At 60.9% G+C, this 15,965-nt stretch carries 17 protein-coding genes and 1 tRNA gene; 9 read left to right on the top strand and 9 right to left on the bottom strand.

What is annotated here, in order from left to right:
* Window positions 1-70: 70 nt before the first annotated feature.
* Window positions 71-1,294 carry a beta-ketoacyl-ACP synthase I gene (gene fabB, locus D4A92_RS07120; RefSeq protein ID WP_203018976.1) on the bottom strand — a complete coding sequence of 408 codons (1,224 nt, stop codon included), beginning with the start codon at window positions 1,292-1,294 and terminating at the stop codon, window positions 71-73.
* Between the two features lie 44 nt (window positions 1,295-1,338).
* Window positions 1,339-1,854: a 3-hydroxyacyl-[acyl-carrier-protein] dehydratase FabA gene (gene fabA, locus D4A92_RS07115; RefSeq protein ID WP_054149380.1), complete on the bottom strand. Its 516-nt coding sequence runs from the start codon at window positions 1,852-1,854 to the stop codon at window positions 1,339-1,341.
* A gap of 304 nt (window positions 1,855-2,158) precedes the next feature.
* Between fabA and irrA the strand changes: the two genes are divergently transcribed.
* Complete coding sequence (irrA, locus tag D4A92_RS07110; protein ID WP_006725267.1) at window positions 2,159-2,575, top strand: iron response transcriptional regulator IrrA; 417 nt, start codon at window positions 2,159-2,161, stop codon at window positions 2,573-2,575.
* 19 nt (window positions 2,576-2,594) lie between these two features.
* Here irrA and D4A92_RS07105 read toward each other — a convergent pair whose 3' ends face one another.
* A complete protein-coding gene (locus tag D4A92_RS07105) occupies window positions 2,595-3,230 on the bottom strand; it encodes a trimeric intracellular cation channel family protein (protein ID WP_203018975.1) in 636 nt (211 codons plus the stop codon).
* Window positions 3,231-3,406: 176 nt separating this feature from the next.
* Between D4A92_RS07105 and D4A92_RS07100 the strand changes: the two genes are divergently transcribed.
* Entirely contained in the window at window positions 3,407-3,829 is a 423-nt protein-coding gene (locus tag D4A92_RS07100; protein WP_203019862.1) for a hypothetical protein, read from the top strand.
* A gap of 3 nt (window positions 3,830-3,832) precedes the next feature.
* Here D4A92_RS07100 and D4A92_RS07095 read toward each other — a convergent pair whose 3' ends face one another.
* Window positions 3,833-4,624 carry a YdcF family protein gene (locus D4A92_RS07095; protein WP_203018974.1) on the bottom strand — a complete coding sequence of 264 codons (792 nt, stop codon included), beginning with the start codon at window positions 4,622-4,624 and terminating at the stop codon, window positions 3,833-3,835.
* A 139-nt stretch (window positions 4,625-4,763) separates the two neighbouring features.
* On the opposite strand from D4A92_RS07095, the gene D4A92_RS07090 reads away from it, so the two are divergent.
* On the top strand, window positions 4,764-4,961 hold the full coding sequence (locus D4A92_RS07090) for a hypothetical protein (protein ID WP_203018973.1): 198 nt from the start codon (window positions 4,764-4,766) through the stop codon (window positions 4,959-4,961).
* Between the two features lie 97 nt (window positions 4,962-5,058).
* Here the strand turns inward: D4A92_RS07090 and D4A92_RS07085 are convergent.
* Together D4A92_RS07085 and D4A92_RS07080 are read right to left on the bottom strand one after the other, a co-directional pair.
* Window positions 5,059-5,134 (bottom strand) — tRNA-Ala (locus tag D4A92_RS07085).
* 155 nt (window positions 5,135-5,289) lie between these two features.
* A complete protein-coding gene (locus D4A92_RS07080; RefSeq protein ID WP_112247016.1) occupies window positions 5,290-5,673 on the bottom strand; it encodes a TIGR02300 family protein in 384 nt (127 codons plus the stop codon).
* 220 nt (window positions 5,674-5,893) lie between these two features.
* Between D4A92_RS07080 and cmk the strand changes: the two genes are divergently transcribed.
* Window positions 5,894-6,520, top strand: a complete 627-nt coding sequence (gene cmk, locus D4A92_RS07075; protein ID WP_203018971.1) for a (d)CMP kinase — start codon at window positions 5,894-5,896, stop codon at window positions 6,518-6,520.
* A gap of 152 nt (window positions 6,521-6,672) precedes the next feature.
* Window positions 6,673-8,376, top strand: coding sequence for a 30S ribosomal protein S1 (gene rpsA, locus D4A92_RS07070; protein WP_203018969.1), 1,704 nt, complete (start codon window positions 6,673-6,675; stop codon window positions 8,374-8,376).
* A 71-nt stretch (window positions 8,377-8,447) separates the two neighbouring features.
* Here rpsA and D4A92_RS07065 read toward each other — a convergent pair whose 3' ends face one another.
* Window positions 8,448-10,157 (bottom strand): hypothetical protein, encoded by a 1,710-nt coding sequence (locus D4A92_RS07065; RefSeq protein WP_203018967.1) that lies wholly within the window; start codon window positions 10,155-10,157, stop codon window positions 8,448-8,450.
* 218 nt (window positions 10,158-10,375) lie between these two features.
* On the opposite strand from D4A92_RS07065, the gene D4A92_RS07060 reads away from it, so the two are divergent.
* On the top strand, window positions 10,376-11,773 hold the full coding sequence (locus D4A92_RS07060; protein ID WP_203018965.1) for a nicotinate phosphoribosyltransferase: 1,398 nt from the start codon (window positions 10,376-10,378) through the stop codon (window positions 11,771-11,773).
* A gap of 1 nt (window position 11,774) precedes the next feature.
* On the opposite strand, the gene D4A92_RS07055 is transcribed toward D4A92_RS07060, so the two are convergent.
* The gene (locus D4A92_RS07055; RefSeq protein WP_203018964.1) at window positions 11,775-12,026 is read right to left on the bottom strand and encodes a hypothetical protein; all 252 of its coding nucleotides are present in this window, start codon (window positions 12,024-12,026) and stop codon (window positions 11,775-11,777) included.
* Window positions 12,027-12,180: 154 nt separating this feature from the next.
* Between D4A92_RS07055 and D4A92_RS07050 the strand changes: the two genes are divergently transcribed.
* Entirely contained in the window at window positions 12,181-12,504 is a 324-nt protein-coding gene (locus tag D4A92_RS07050) for a DUF6665 family protein (RefSeq protein WP_203018963.1), read from the top strand.
* Between the two features lie 14 nt (window positions 12,505-12,518).
* Here D4A92_RS07050 and D4A92_RS07045 read toward each other — a convergent pair whose 3' ends face one another.
* Window positions 12,519-13,142 (bottom strand): ribonuclease D, encoded by a 624-nt coding sequence (locus tag D4A92_RS07045; RefSeq protein ID WP_203018962.1) that lies wholly within the window; start codon window positions 13,140-13,142, stop codon window positions 12,519-12,521.
* A gap of 571 nt (window positions 13,143-13,713) precedes the next feature.
* Between D4A92_RS07045 and D4A92_RS07040 the strand changes: the two genes are divergently transcribed.
* A complete protein-coding gene (locus D4A92_RS07040; protein WP_203018961.1) occupies window positions 13,714-15,138 on the top strand; it encodes a phosphomannomutase in 1,425 nt (474 codons plus the stop codon).
* A gap of 52 nt (window positions 15,139-15,190) precedes the next feature.
* On the top strand, window positions 15,191-15,946 hold the full coding sequence (locus D4A92_RS07035; RefSeq protein WP_203018960.1) for an SDR family NAD(P)-dependent oxidoreductase: 756 nt from the start codon (window positions 15,191-15,193) through the stop codon (window positions 15,944-15,946).
* Window positions 15,947-15,965: the final 19 nt, after the last annotated feature.

The raw sequence follows: 15,965 nt of genomic DNA, 5'->3' as shown, positions 1-15,965 counted from the left end.
TGGCGGACCACTTCGGATGAACGCCTGGCGCGGCAACGCGCCAGGCTTTTTTGTTCAGACGTCTAAAAGATCAGCCTTGATGGCGCTGGAAGACCAGCGTCGCGTTGGTACCGCCGAAGCCGAAGGAATTCGACAGCACGGTATCGATCTTTGCGTTGTCGATGCGCTTGCGAACAACCGGCACACCTTCGAACTCGGGATCGAGTTCGGTGATGTGCGCGCTTTCGCCGATGAAGCCGGCCTGCATCATCAGGAGACCATAGATCGATTCCTGCACGCCGGCAGCACCGAGTGAGTGACCGGTCAGCGACTTGGTCGACTGGATGTGCGGGATCTTGTCGCCGAACACTTCGCGGATCGCGCCGATTTCCTTGCTATCACCCACCGGCGTCGAAGTGCCATGGGTGTTGATGTAGTCGACATCGCCTTTCACGGTGGACAGGGCCTGACGCATGCAGCGGATGGCGCCTTCGCCCGAGGGAGCGACCATATCGTAGCCGTCGGAGGTGGCACCATAGCCGACGACTTCGGCATAGATCTTGGCGCCACGGGCCTTGGCATGCTCCAGCTCTTCCAGAACCAGAACGCCGGCGCCGCCAGCGATGACGAAGCCGTCGCGCGAGACGTCGTAGGCACGCGAGGCGCTCGACGGCGTGTCGTTATACTTCGACGACATGGCGCCCATGGCGTCGAAGAGGCTGGACATCGTCCAGTCGAGATCTTCGTGGCCGCCGGCAAAGACCATGTCCTGCTTGCCCCACTGGATCATCTCGTAGGCATTGCCGATGCAGTGCGCCGAGGTCGAGCAGGCGGACGAGATCGAATAGTTGACGCCGTGCAGCTTGAACCAGGTGGCAAGCGTTGCGGAAGCCGTCGATGACATGGCCTTCGGCACGGCGAATGGGCCGATGCGCTTCGGGCTGTTGTTCTGGCGAACGATATCGGCGGCTTCGACGATCTGCTTGGTCGATGGACCACCGGAACCCATGATGATGCCGACGCGCTCATTCTGCTGATAGTCGGCCTCTTCCAGACCGGCGTCCGCGATCGCCTGCTTCATGGCCACGTGGTTCCATGCACCACCCTGGGACAGGAAGCGCATGGCACGGCGGTCGACCAGGTCGGTCGGATCCAGGTCGGGCTTGCCCCAGACCTGGCACTTGAAACCGTGTTCGGCGAAATCGGGAGAAAAGGTGATGCCCGACTTGGCGTCGCGCAGCGATGCCGTGACTTCGGCGGCATCAGCACCGATGGAGGACACGATGCCAAGACCTGTTACTACAACCCGTCTCATCTCTCAGACCTTCTTTATAAACTTCAGGTGCGGACCGGGCCGGTTCAGGCCGCCTTGTCCTTCGACAGACCGACGCGCAGGTCGGATGCCTGGTAAATAGTCTCTCCATCGGCCTTCAACCAGCCATCGGCCGTGCCGAGCACCAGGCGACCGCGCATCACGCGCTTGAAGTCGATGCCGTATTCGAGAAGTTTGGTCTCGGGGCGCACCATGCCCTTGAACTTCACTTCGCCCGTCGACAGCGCCATGCCGCGACCGGGCTCACCCAGCCAGCCGAGGAAGAAGCCGGTCAGCTGCCACATGCCGTCGAGGCCAAGGCAGCCGGGCATGATGGGGTTGCCCTGGAAATGGCAGGGGAAATACCAATCATCGGGACGCACATCGTATTCCGCGCGGATATAGCCCTTGTCGAAGGCGCCACCGGTTTCGGAAATGTCGGTGATCCGGTGCACCATCAGCATGGGCGGCAGAGGGAGCTGCGCGTTGCCCTCGCCAAAGAGTTCACCGCGGCCGCAGGCGAGGATTTCGTCGTAGTTATAGCTGGATTGTCTCGTAACCATTTTTCTTCTTCTTCCCCCCTCTGCTTCAGATATCCGGGACCCATTAGAGCAAGACGGTGGCAAATTGAAGCCCCGCAGCCGCTCCGCCGGTTTCCTAGAGGCCTTGCCGGCCTCATCCTCATATCATCGTCGCATACAGGAAGGAAAAGGGCATCACCAGACCCGAAACATCAAAAACCGCCCGACGGCAGGCGTCACAAGGCTTCTCGTTACTGTATCTATTGAAAGAGCCTGATTTTGCAGCTATATCGACACGTGTGGATGCTCGTGCATGCCACGCAACGACTGGAGTGCGTCTTTGACGATGGCAACCTGCCAAACGGGTATCGAACTGAAACTGCGCCGCTCGGGCCTTCGCCCGACGAAGCAGCGCATTGCGCTGGCCGGCCTGCTGTTCGCAAAGGGTGACCGCCACCTGACCGTCGAAGAACTGCATGAAGAGGCGATCTCCGCCGATTTTCCGGTCTCGCTTGCGACCGTCTACAACACGCTGCACCAGTTCACCGAAGCAGGGCTGATCCGCGTTCTCGCGGTCGAAAGCTCCAAGACCTATTTCGACACGAATGTATCCGACCATCACCATTTCTTCGTCGAAGGCGAGAACAAGGTGCTGGATATCCCGGTCAACAACATCAGCATCGACAATCTGCCGCCACCGCCGGAAGGCATGGAAATCGCGCATGTCGACGTCGTGATCCGGCTGCGCCCCAAGCAGGGCTGAAACTCGCCCTCGCCTCCCCTTACATGACCTCATCCGGATGTCGGCCAGGCTTGTGCTTGTAGGTCGGAAACGTCCATCCAAAGTAGAGTGCGCCGCCGCGCAACAGGAAGGCCGCGATCGCCCCCAGGGCAGAAGCGACATAGAGCGGTGCGCCGAACTCGTGGGCACCCGTGAAAACCGCTGCCCCGACCAGCGCCGCCGTGATGTAGATCTCCGGTCGCAGCAGCACGGATGGCTCATTGGCCAGGAGATCGCGCAGCACACCGCCCAGACTTGCGGTCAGCGTGCCGGTCACGATCGCGATCGTCGGCGAGCCGGTCGCGGCCAGACCTTTTGCAGCACCCATCACGCAATAGGCCGACAGCCCGATCGCATCGAGCCATATCAACAGGCGGTAGCGCGATTCGACCATGTGGGCGGTAAAGAAGACGACGACGCCGATTGCACAGCAGATCAGGATGTAATCGGGGTTGAGAACCCAGTAGACGGGCACGCGACCGAGCACGATGTCGCGGACCGTGCCGCCGCCGAGCCCGGTCACAACCGCAAAGAACAAGAAGCCGATCATGTCGAGCTGCTTTCGCGACGCTGCAAGCGCGCCGGTGGCAGCAAACAGGGCAATCCCCGCATAGTCGAGATAAGACAGGAGCGACATGGCTTCTTTCCTCGCTGGAGCCTCCGGTCCGGGCGAGATTTGCCGCACGCCGTTAAGGGTGAGGCAAGACGCAGCCGCTAGACTTCTCTTTCGTTCAGCACAGATTGCGATCCGGAGTCCAGACCGTGTCTTTCCTATTCCGCCTCCTCCTCGTTGTCGCGACCGGCATTTTCGCCATGCCCGCCTTCGCCCAGCAGGAACTGCTGACCGATCCCGAGATCTACGAGAAGAACCACTATGCCAAGCGTTGCGACGTGGTGCAGTATGGCGGCCGCTTCCTCGACCGGATCGACATCAACAATGACGGGCTCCAGGACGTCGTCACCAACAGCAGCGAAATCGTCTGCGACGGCGTGCGGGGGCCCGATTGCACGGCCGAAGGATGCCCCTTCAACTTCTATCTACAGGTGAAGGAAGGCGGCTACTTCATGATCGCCACGGCACAGATGTATTCCTATGACTTCATCCAGCGCTTCGGCAACATGGTCTTCGTCCTGAAGATGCATCCCCGCTATTGCGAGCGGGAAGAGGGCCAGGAGCCCTGCGCCATGACGGTTCGCGTGCGTGGCACGACATTCTTTACGATCTCGAAAAAGTGACGTTTACGGCGCGGGAAAGACGTCGTCGATCCTGCCGAGAATTCGATAGCCGGCCAGCCCCACCCACTCGCGGACGGCTGTCGACATCTGCTGCGCGTTGAGGGTCGGCTGCGTGAAGTCGAGCGCGAAGGTCAGATTGCCGGCAGTGCGATAATCGACCGGCCAGGGGGCTACATCCACACCTGCCTTTCGAAACAGCCCGACTGAGCGTGGCATGTGGAAGGCAGACGTGATCAGCAGACATTGACCCAGATCGCGGCTGGACAGAAGTTCGCGACTGTTCTGGGCGTTTTCATCGGTGTTTCTGGATGTCGTTTCGGCGATGAGCCGGTCGCTTGATATCCCGAAAGCCTCGAAGAAACGGATCGATGCCGCAGCATCGCCCTCATAAACACCACTCAGGGATCCGTCGCCGCCAGACACGAGAATGCTTGCCTCGGGATATCGCATTGCGAGGCGCAGTGCCTCAACGAAGCGGTCGGCCGCCTGATTGAGATCCACACCGCCGCGCGCTGTCGTGACTTCGGTCTCGAAGGCGCCGCCGAGCACGATCATGCAAGATACACTTGCCGGATCTGCCGCCGGTTTGGAAAATCGAGCCTCCAAGCTTTGCAGCAGGACGGAGCCAAGGGTCGTGTAGAGGGTGAGGAACAGAATCAAAAGCGAGAGCGACAGGGCAGCAACGGCCAACCGGAGCCAGCGGAACCAGATCAAGGCCAGCGCGAGCAGCCCGAGCAGGAAAACGAGCGAGAGCGGCTGGATCGCATTCCAAAACAGTTTTGAAACCACAAACAATCTGCACTCTCCCGATCCGACTTTCCGCCTACGCCTGAAGCCATCAGACCTCAGGGAGGCCAGCTTCGCTCAAGGAGGCGTTACTAAACCCTCGTCCCACTGTCACCCATTTCGATTCTAAATTTTCCGGGAGGAAACCATGCGATTTGCCATCGACACCGTGGACGACTCCGGCAATGACCGCCTCTATATCGGTACGCCCGTGCATGTCAGCGACAACAATCTGCACCTGAAGCTTCGCGACGGAGAGGTGAAGCTCGACATCCGCAAGATCATCGACTGGTTCCAGATCGATCTCTCGGAGACGGGGGAACGGGTAGAGCTGTTTCGGCGGTGAGGGCTGAGGCAGCGCGGCCAGCGACACACGGTACGCGCTGCAGTCGCCAGACTTGAATAGTCGGCGTGGAACAGTCATCATATTCTCAATGGAAATTTGGTGGAGCTAAGCGGGATCGAACCGCTGACCTCTTGCATGCCATGCAAGCGCTCTCCCAGCTGAGCTATAGCCCCATCAGGGTGCCGGCTAATTTCCGGCTCCGGGAACCCGTTTGAAAGCACCGCTTCCGTCGGGGTGGCGGCTTGATACTTCCGGTAGTCGGAGATGGCAAGCCGAAAAATGAAAGCCCGGGCATTTTTTTAAGCCCGGGCTCGAAATCCTTGAAATATCAGACTTCGTCGTCGTCGCCGGTGACGCCGATCAGGCCGGTCATGTCATCGTCGTCATCGTCTTCGTCGGCTTCGAGGAAGGTGTCGTCGTCATCGCCGTCGATCTCGACGTCATCGTCGCCGATATCAGGGATGTCGTCGCCCGATGCCTCGTCGGCGTCCTCAAGGGATACGAGCTCGACATCCGTATTTTCGGTGTCGACTTCGGCGACTTCCTCTTCTTCAGCCTTCTCCATGATGGCTGCGACCGAGGTTTCCTCGAAATAGGAAAGCGGCCAGGACTTGTTCGTGTACGGCGACACGATCGGGTCCTTGTTCAGGTCGTAGAATTTCTTGCCGGTGTCGGGGCAAGTCCGTTTCGTTCCAAGTTCTGCCTTCGCCACTGTCAAAGCCTCATGAAGTCGTGAAGATTAAGGGCATGCGCCAAGCGCCCGGCGCGAGGCCGGCCAAACTGTAGTCGGTCCCCTTAATCGCTGATGCTCTTCCTGTCAAAGGCTATCTGCGCAGGTATTTTGGCAACCGGGGGTTCGCATGCTTCGCTTGGCAAGGGCTGCCAAGATTTGTATCAGCGATGGTATCAAAGACAGAGACAATGAGGACCGGATGATCATCGCCATCGACGGGCCGGCCGCCGCCGGCAAGGGGACGCTGTCGCGCCAGATCGCGGAGACCTACGGATTCCATCATCTCGACACGGGGCTCACCTATCGCGCAACGGCCAAGGCCCTGCTCGACGCCGGACTGCCCCTCGACGATGAAACGGTGGCAGAGCGCATGGCGCTTGCCGTGGAGCTCGCCGGGTTGGACCGCGACGTTCTTTCGGCGCACGAGATCGGCGAAGCGGCCTCGAAGATCGCGGTCATGCCAGCCGTACGTCGCGCCCTCGTCGAGGCACAGCGCGCCTTCTCGAGGCGCGCGCCCGGCACTGTGCTCGACGGTCGCGATATCGGCACCGTCGTCTGCCCGGACGCTCCGGTCAAACTCTACGTGACGGCGTCGCCCGAGGTTCGCGCCAGACGCCGCCATGACGAGATCCTGTCGAAGGGCGGCAGCGCCGATTTCGACTCGATCTTCGCCGACGTGAAGAAACGCGATGAGCGGGACATGGGACGGGCCGACAGCCCATTGAAACCAGCTGAAGACGCGCACTTGCTAGATACTTCCGAAATGAGTATAGAGGCCGCATTCTTGGCGGCGAAGGCTCTCGTCGACGCTGCCCTGACGAAATGAAGTGACCAGGTTTCGGACAAGCCGAAGCCTGAGGGCCGACATCCAGTCCCCGCGCCGGAATTGCTCTTCTAAAAGAGCGGATCGGTTGTTGGCCAAGATCAACACTAGCCCCCGGCGCTCACGCATCCAGATGGATGCGACCAGGAGATTTCATGTCTGTTTCTACCCCGTCGCGTGAGGACTTTGCAGCCCTCCTCGAAGAATCCTTTGCCAAGACCGATCTGGCAGAAGGCTATGTTGCCAAGGGCATCATCACGGCCATCGAGAAGGACGTCGCCATCGTTGACGTCGGCCTCAAGGTCGAAGGCCGCATTGCGCTGAAGGAATTCGGTGCACGCGCCAAGGACGGCACGCTCAAGGTCGGCGACGAAGTCGAAGTTTACGTCGAGCGCATCGAAAACGCTCTCGGCGAAGCTGTTCTGTCGCGCGAAAAGGCTCGTCGCGAAGAAAGCTGGATCAAGCTCGAAGCCAAGTTCGAAGCTGGCGAGCGCGTTGAAGGCGTTATCTTCAACCAGGTCAAGGGCGGCTTCACGGTCGATCTCGACGGCGCCGTTGCCTTCCTTCCGCGTTCGCAGGTGGACATCCGTCCGATCCGCGACGTGACCCCGCTGATGCACAACCCGCAGCCCTTCGAAATCCTCAAGATGGACAAGCGTCGCGGCAACATCGTTGTTTCGCGTCGTACGGTTCTCGAAGAGTCGCGCGCCGAGCAGCGTTCGGAAATCGTGCAGAACCTCGAAGAAGGCCAGGTTGTTGACGGCGTCGTCAAGAACATCACCGATTACGGTGCGTTCGTTGACCTCGGCGGCATCGACGGCCTGCTGCACGTGACCGACATGGCATGGCGCCGCGTCAACCATCCTTCGGAAATCCTGTCCATCGGCCAGTCGGTCAAGGTTCAGATCATCCGTATCAACCAGGAAACGCACCGCATCTCGCTCGGCATGAAGCAGCTCGAGTCGGATCCGTGGGATGGCATCGCTGCCAAGTACCCGGTTGGCAAGAAGATCTCCGGTACCGTGACGAACATCACCGACTACGGTGCATTCGTCGAGCTGGAGCCGGGCATCGAAGGCCTGATCCACATCTCGGAAATGTCCTGGACGAAGAAGAACGTTCATCCCGGCAAGATCCTTTCGACCACGCAGGACGTCGACGTTGTCGTTCTGGAAGTCGATCCGTCCAAGCGCCGTATCTCGCTCGGTCTCAAGCAGACCCTCGAGAACCCGTGGCAGGCATTTGCCTTCAGCCATCCGGCCGGCACTGAAGTCGAAGGCGAAGTCAAGAACAAGACCGAGTTCGGCCTGTTCATCGGCCTCGAAGGCGACGTGGACGGCATGGTTCACCTCTCCGACCTCGACTGGAACCGTCCGGGCGAGCAGGTCATCGAAGAGTTCAACAAGGGTGACATGGTCAAGGCCGTCGTTCTCGATGTTGACGTCGAGAAGGAACGCATCTCGCTCGGCATCAAGCAGCTCGGCCGCGACGCTGTCGGCGAAGCCGCAACTTCGGGCGAACTGCGCAAGAACGCTGTCGTCTCGTGCGAAGTCATCGGCATCAATGATGGTGGCGTCGAAGTGAAGCTCGTCAGCCACGAAGACATCACGTCCTTCATCCGCCGCAACGACCTGGCCCGCGATCGTGACGATCAGCGTCCGGAGCGTTTCTCGGTTGGTCAGGTTTTTGACGCCCGCGTCACCAACTTCTCCAAGAAGGACCGCAAGGTCATGCTGTCGATCAAGGCTCTCGAGATCGCAGAAGAGAAGGAAGCCGTTGCTCAGTTCGGTTCGTCCGACTCGGGCGCTTCGCTCGGCGACATCCTGGGTGCTGCCCTGAAGAACCGCAACAACGACTAATCCTCGCTGTTCGCTGAATGCAAAGAACCCGCCGGGAGCGATCCCGGCGGGTTTTTCTTTGGTCTGGAGTATCAATTGAGACCGGCCATCCGCAGATAGAGTTCGTGAGCGGGCTCGGGCGGGGGCGGCAAAGGCGTCTCCGAAGGCGCCGGTAGTGCGGACAACTCCGCCACCGTGCTCTCCTGCATATACGTCTCCGCTGGTTCAGCGGCCGGGCGTTCGTCTTCGGGCATCACGACGTCTGCACCATCCTCGTCCCCATCGACAGCTTCGTCCCTGTCATCGTCCTCGGCATCCGTCTCCCCATCCCGATTGTCGGGATCCTCTTCTTCCTTCTCCTCGACGCGTTCGACGTCGAATTCGTCTTCCAGCTGGTACGGAATGAAGGGCAAGGGCATGCCTTCCCGCGCAATCGGAAACCTCGCCAGCGCCTGCTCCGGCAAGGGGATTGCTCCGGCCACTGGACGCTCTTCTGTCGTCTCCTTCAGGGCAGCATCCTGCATCCGCGCAAGCTGTTCAGCTGAATCGCCCGTTTCGTCGGATGACGCCGGCCGCACGGCAATTGTTGCCGTTGGTTGCGTTTCCAGGCTGGGAGCGATGCCGGGCCGGGCCGCGGCTTGCGGCAAGCTCGACAGGCTTTTCAGCTGCAGGAGTGTCCGAACGAAATCCGATTCGAGCAGTTCGGCGAGCCAACCCGCCGACATCGGTGGTACGAGCTTCGCCTGCGCCGGCACGGCGATCACCGGCATGGCTGTGGCAGACGCAGCGGAGGTCGGCGTCTGGCGATCCGGGGTGCCGATACCAGCAGGAGCCCGTTCTTCCGGCTGTCTGGCGCCGCCGCTTGCTAGCATGGGCAGCCTTTGGCCACTTTCGGCTTGCGTGGCCGGGCTGCCGGTGGGCGATAACGACAGACCTGTGAACGGTGCCGTTCGGCTCGTCTGCGGTTCCATCCCGGCCTTCTGCAGTGGGTGGCTTGCGCCGGTCGCCACCTGCAAACTTTCGGGTCGACCGGACGCAATACCGAGGCCCGGCATGGAGCCGGATGGCGTTGCCGTTGTGGGTCGACCGGAGCGCGTCACATCCATGTCTGGACGCTGCGGCGGACCGGCATTCGCGGCGCGCACTTCGGCATTGCCTTTGGCCTCGGCTGGCGTGTTCAGAGGTCTGTTTTGCCCGGCTGCCGTCTGTTCGGTGCGCTGGGTGTCGTTCGGCGCACCTCCGACATCATTTGCGGCCAAGGGACGGCTGACGCTCTGAGCCGTCGGGCGGGCCTCTCCAGCCGCTTCGCGATAGGATGAGATGACCGAGCGTGTTGCTCCATCCCTGTCCGACTGGCGATAGAGTTCGAGATAAAGTGCCAGAGTTGCGCGTTCCGGGCCTGACGGGGCGGCCATGGCCGCCAGCAATGTGCGCAACTGTAGTCCGGCAAACGACTGGTTCAGAAGCTTCTGCAGCTTCAGGCGATCAGCGGCTGGCAGTGCCGCGATGCCTTCGATCAAGCGACCCATGTAATCGCCAGGTGTCTCGTCGGAGCGCCGCTCGATCTTCAAGGCTGCGCCGAGAACGTCTGCCAGAACCGAAAGACTCTGAGACATGCGCTCCGGGCCCGACAGGAGCATGATGTTCAACTGGCCCGCGATTGCAGAGTTCTGGTTGATGGGCGTCGGCGCTGGTGGTGGGGCAAGCGCTGTGGCGCGAGAGCCGGCCGGTTGTTCCGGTCGCGGCTTCGCATCGGTGGCAGACGCGTAGGACGCAGGGGACGCAAGGACTGGAGGAAGCATGGCAACCTCTCCGGTTCTGGTGCCTTGGGACAAGAGTTTCGGGGGACGTCAGTAGCCGAGCCACGGCTGCCGATCCCGATCCGCAATCCTTGCCTGATTTGGTTAATGAACTACTAAGGCGCAATTTTCACGGGCGACACCAGCCTCGCGCATTGATTGGCATGCACGATGGGCGAGGCGGCGTACTGTCGCCGATTCGATCCAACACGGACGCAGGCATGACACGCAATCTCCTCCTGAACACCGACAGCTACAAGCTTGGCGTCTTTCTGCAATATCCGAAGGACACGCGGGCCGTCAGCGCCTTTGTCACCACGCGGGGAAACTCTTTCCGTCCCGAGGTGATGTTCTTCGGCCTGCAGATGTTCCTGAAGGACTATCTGTCGACGCCGATCACCCGTGGCGACATCGAGGAAGCAGAAGAGATTGCGCGAGCCCATGGCCAGCCGTTCGACCGCAAGGGCTGGGAGCATATCCTGAATGCGCACGGCGGCATGTTGCCCCTGCGCATCGAGGCACTGCCGGAAGGCACCGCGATCCGTCGGGGGGTGCCCGTCATGCAGGTGGTCAATACCGATCCTCTCGTGCCGTGGCTCACCTCCTATATGGAGACCGCATTGCTCCGCGCCGTGTGGTATCCGTCAACGGTCGCGACGACCGCCTGGCGCATCCGGATGGCGATACAGCCCTTTCTGGACAGGACGACTGATGATCCGGCCGGGCTGCAACCGAGCCGGATCAGCGACTATGGTTGCCGCAGCACGTCCAGCGTCGAACAGGCTGCGATCGGAGGCGCAGCCCATCTCGTGCACTTCCACAGCTCTGATTCGCTTCCCGCCATTCTGCAGGCACGCCGCTTCTACAAGGCCTCAATGCCTGCCCATTCGATCCCGGCGGCCGAACATGGAACGATCATTGCCTGGGGTCAGGAGCATGAGACGGAAGCCTATTCCAACATGATCGACAATTTCGCGAGTTTCGGCGGTTATTCCGTTGTCTCGGACAGCTTCGATCTGCACAACGCGGTCTCCGAGATCTGGGGCAAGAAGCTGCAGACAAAGGTGCGCGCGGCCGGTGGCGTGCTCGTAGTCCGCCCGGACAGCGGCGATCCGATCGATACCCCGGTCCAGGTCGTGGCCCAACTCGCCTACGCCTTTGGTACGCGCCTGAACGGCAAGGGCTTCAAGGTGATCGATGGCAATGTCCGGGTGATCCAGTCGGACGGCGTTTCGATCCAGGATATTCAGATGATCCTCGGCCGGCTCGAAGGCATGGGTTTCTCTACCGAAAACATATCATTCGGCATGGGATCGGGCCTGCTGCACAAGATCAATAGGGACACGATGTCCTTCACAATGCGCACCAGCGCCGTTCAGGACGATGGGGGCCGATGGCATCCCGTCGTGCGCCGCCCATCCAATCCGCAGGAAAAGGTATCGATGGCCGGCCGTGTGGCTGCGATCACTGACGGCTACGACATCATGCCTATCCCGCTGGAAGACCTCGGAAAGCGCCCCAACCTGTTGCAGCCGGTCTGGCAGGACGGGGAGCTTCTGGTGGACTGGAGTCTGGATGAGATCCGGGCCAGGGCAACGGCCGCCAGCCTGCCACGCTAGCTCAGTCGACGAGACGCATGAACCGCGGATAGAGGCCAGCCTCGTCTGAGGGGACCGGAACACGCTCGCCAAAGGCCTCTTCGGACCGGCTGCGCTCGTCGACGATGAATGCGTCCAGCCAGTTGGCAGGCGCATAACGCGGCCCCTGGTCTTCAGTGTCGGCTTGTTCCGCAGGCGCTTCGATCAGATCCAGATCATAGCTGGATGAATTACGCGATACAGAGTCGAGGAGAATGCTGGCTGCTTCCGTCATGGTCGCCTGATCAACGCCTTATGTGCAACGAGCAACTTGAAAGGCCCATCGCGTTACCGATTTCTATGCGGGGATCATGCGAAGTCTCGGTTAACGAAACCTTGGCGAAATAGGCAGAGCTCCCCTCAAATCTCACCGATGAGAAGATCTAGCTATGAGCTTCAAACCACCGGCCTCCCTGCTTTCGCCAGCGCTTCGAGACAGCGTCCCGCCGCTCGACCTGGAACTGGCCAGTGAGAAAGCCGATGCCTTGGGGCGAGCTGGCCGAAAGGCCGAAGACGCTCTCAAGACGCTTGCTGGCGCGCGCGGCCTGGACGAGGCCCCGATCGAGGCCTTGCTCTATGCAGCAGCTGACGCGGTATTCGGATTGATGGTCCAACGGGAGCTATGCGGTTTGCGAAACCAGGGCGACATGATCCGGCGTTATGCCATCCCGGCCGATGTCATGTCCCGGGTCGGCATTGTCAGGCGCGACTGAGGCGGCCAGACGGATCAGCTATGCGCGAAGATATCGGTTTCTTCCCAGCCGAGGAGATCGAGCTTGGACCGGGTGGGAAGGAATTCGAAGCAAGCCTTGGCATGTTCCATCCGGTCGTCGCGCAACAGGCGCTGCGTGAGCTTGTCGCGCAGGGCATGCAGATGAAGGACATCGGAGGCCGCATATTCGAGCTGGGCCTGACTGAGTGTCTCGGCCGCCCAGTCAGACGATTGCTGCGCCTTTGAGATATCGACCTCGAGCAGTTCCTTGAGATTGTCCTTGAGGCCGTGCCGATCGGTGTAGGTTCGGGTCAAGCGGGAGGCAATCTTGGTGCAGAAGACATTGGTCGTCGTCACGCCGAAGGTGTGAAACAGGACCGCGATATCGAAGCGACCATAATGGAAGATCTTCTGACGGGCCGGGTCCGCGAGCATCGCCACGAGGTTGGGCGCATCCTTTTGATTTTTGGCGATCCGGATTACGTCGGCAGTTCCGTTACCGGAAGACAGCTGCACGACGCAGAGACGATCGCGGCGCGGGACGAGGCCGAGGGTTTCCGTATCGATCGCAATGGCGTCGACATAGCGGCTAGCGGCCTCGGACGAAATGTCCCCCTCGTGATAGCGGATCGTCGTCATCGGATGCTCCAGAAGTCTGATGTTGTCCCTGCCCGCTATAGACCAAAGCACATCCGCGCACCATCCCGCGCCTGCCCGGGCCACTCAAGGCGGTCACAGCCTTGTGATAGATGCATGAGAAACTGCTAAGCAGGATAGAGATTTGCTCAATTGCTACGCAAATGCGCTTTCGTTCTCTGAAAAACGCACCGATGCGAAAGATACGAAAGCGTCCCGATGCAAAAGTCGCAGCAGCGCGTTGCCGCTTGAATCTTGAGCCATGCATTAAACGCACTGCTGCGTTGCAACAAGCGCGCTTGGCAGAATCGAGTGCCGTGGGTATAACCAAAGCATCGAAGCGGCGCACTCCTCCTCCCAGTGCCGCTCGGTAGGATCGGCAATACTCCTCCTCCTCCCAATTGCCGATCAAGTTTAAGAGCCTGGCGCATCCTCCTCCCGCGCCAGGCTCTTTTCGTTTCCGGATCCCCCTGCAGATTTAGACTCGCCTGACCGCCAAGCGACAGTTCCGCTTGATGGCGTGGGGCACAGGCCCATATAACGCCATCTGTTCGCGAGACCCCAGGAGGCATGCATGACGGTAAAGTTCGGTACGAGCGGTTTGAGAGGGCTTTCGACAGATCTCGTTGGCTCGGTTTCAGCACTTTATGCGACCGCCTTTGCACGGCACATGCTGGAAAGCGGGGCGCTGAAGCCTGGATCGCCTGTTGTCGTCGGCCGCGACTTTCGTCCGTCGAGCCCGGAAATCTCTTCCACGATCATGGCCGCGATGAAACGCCTTGGCCTTGAACCGATCGATTGTGGCACCATCCCAACCCCGGCGCTCGCGCTCTACGGCGCCTCGATCGGGGCGGCCGGCATCATGGTCACCGGCTCTCATATTCCGGCCGACCGCAATGGCATCAAATTTTACCGCCCCGATGGAGAGGTCAACAAGAGCGACGAGGAGGCGATCACCCGTCTCGCAGCCACATTGAAAAACGATGCAGACGCCAACAAGGTCGAGGCCGGTTCCGGTACGCCTGGCGAGGCAGAGGCGACACAGCTCTTCATCGACCGCAATCTCGGCATCCTTGCGCCCGATGCGCTGAAGGGAAAGCGGATCGGCATCTACCAACACAGCTCGGTCGCCCGCGACATGCTGGTCACGGTTTTCGAGCACTGCGGAGCCACCGTGTTTCCGTTGGGGCGCTCGGAGCAGTTTATTCCCGTCGACACCGAGGCGGTATCGCCGGATACCGTCACCCAACTTGCGCATTGGAGCGACGAGCTCGCCCTCGACGCGATCCTCTCGACGGATGGCGACGGGGACCGGCCGCTTGTGGCCGACGAACATGGCAGGCCGCTGCGCGGCGATCTGCTCGGCCTGATCGTTTCCCGCTTCCTCAAGGCGAAGGTTGTAGCAACGCCTGTCACATCGAATTCCGGCCTGGAGCAGGATGGCGGCTTCGCCGTGCGCCGTACGCGAGTCGGCTCGCCTTTTGTCATTGCTGCTATGGAGGACGCGCTGTCGGCTGGAGAAGCCGGCGTGCTCGGTTTCGAGGCGAATGGCGGTCTGATGCTCGGCTCCGACTTCACCATCGGTGACAAGACGATCGCGGCATTGCCGACCCGGGACAGCTTTCTGCCGGCACTGGCCGTGCTTGGAACTGCGGCAGAACGCGGCCTGTCGCTATCTGGGCTCGTCGAAGACTTCAATCTGCCGGTGGCACTCAGCGACCGCTTGGAGAATTATGCCAGCGAGCGCAGCGGGTCTCTCATGGCGCATCTCCGGGAATCCGGCGACCATCTGTCGGCTTTCCTCAGCCCAATCGGTGCCGTCGACAGCGTCAGCGACATCGACGGACTGCGGGCAACGCTGGCCGACGGCCGGGTCATCCACTTTCGCCCCTCGGGCAATGCGCCGGAAATGCGCTGCTATGTCGAAGCCGCGAACAAGGAAGACGCAGAGCAGCTGCTGAAGCAGGGGCTTTCGTTGATCGAGGGCTGGACGGTCTGAACCGAGCCCCTCCGCGGGGCGTATTGGTCATGAGATCAAGCAAGAGGATATCATGACCAAGATTGCCTGGATTACGGGTTCCAGCACCGGCATTGGCCGCGCGCTCGCCGAACGCCTGCTTCGAGACGGATACCGGATCGCCGTCAGCGCTCGCAGTGTCGATGCGCTCGCGTCGCTCTCCGCCAGCCATCCCGGTAAAGTCGGCGTCTACCCGCTCGATGTCACCGACCCCGCAGCCGTCAAGCAGGCATTTGCGGCGATCGAGAGCGAAATGGGCCCGGTCGATCTCGCCGTCTTTGCGGCCGGCTCCTACACACGCGACTACGCCGAGGACTTTGACAGCGAGCGGACCCGCCAGATGTTCGAACTCAACGTGCTCGGCACCGCCTCGTGCCTGGAAACGGTGATGCCCGCGATGATCGCGCGGCGCCGCGGACATATCGCCGTCGTGGCCTCCGTATCGGGCTATGTCGGGCTGCCGGGTGCTGCGACCTATGGCGCAACGAAAGCCGCGCTCAACGTGATGTGCGAGGCGCTCTATCCCGAGCTCGAGCGTCACGGCGTGAAGATGACCATCATCAACCCGGGTTTCGTCGACACCCCGCTGACCAAGAAGAACGACTTCCCGATGCCCTTCCTCGTTTCTTCAGAGGAAGCAGCCGACACGATCGCCAGGGGGCTGGCCAAGGGCAAGTTCGAGATTATTTTCCCCTGGAAGATGGCGCTCGCGATCCGTTTCCTGCACGCCCTGCCCCACGCGCTGCGTTTTGCGCTCACGCGCAAGATGCTCCGGCCGAAGGGCTCTTGACCGGAGCACAAACTGCAAA

It is taken from the genome of Rhizobium rosettiformans (genome assembly GCF_016806065.1).
In the GTDB taxonomy this organism is placed as follows: domain Bacteria; phylum Pseudomonadota; class Alphaproteobacteria; order Rhizobiales; family Rhizobiaceae; genus Allorhizobium.
This window is presented reverse-complemented; position numbering and strand designations above follow the sequence as displayed.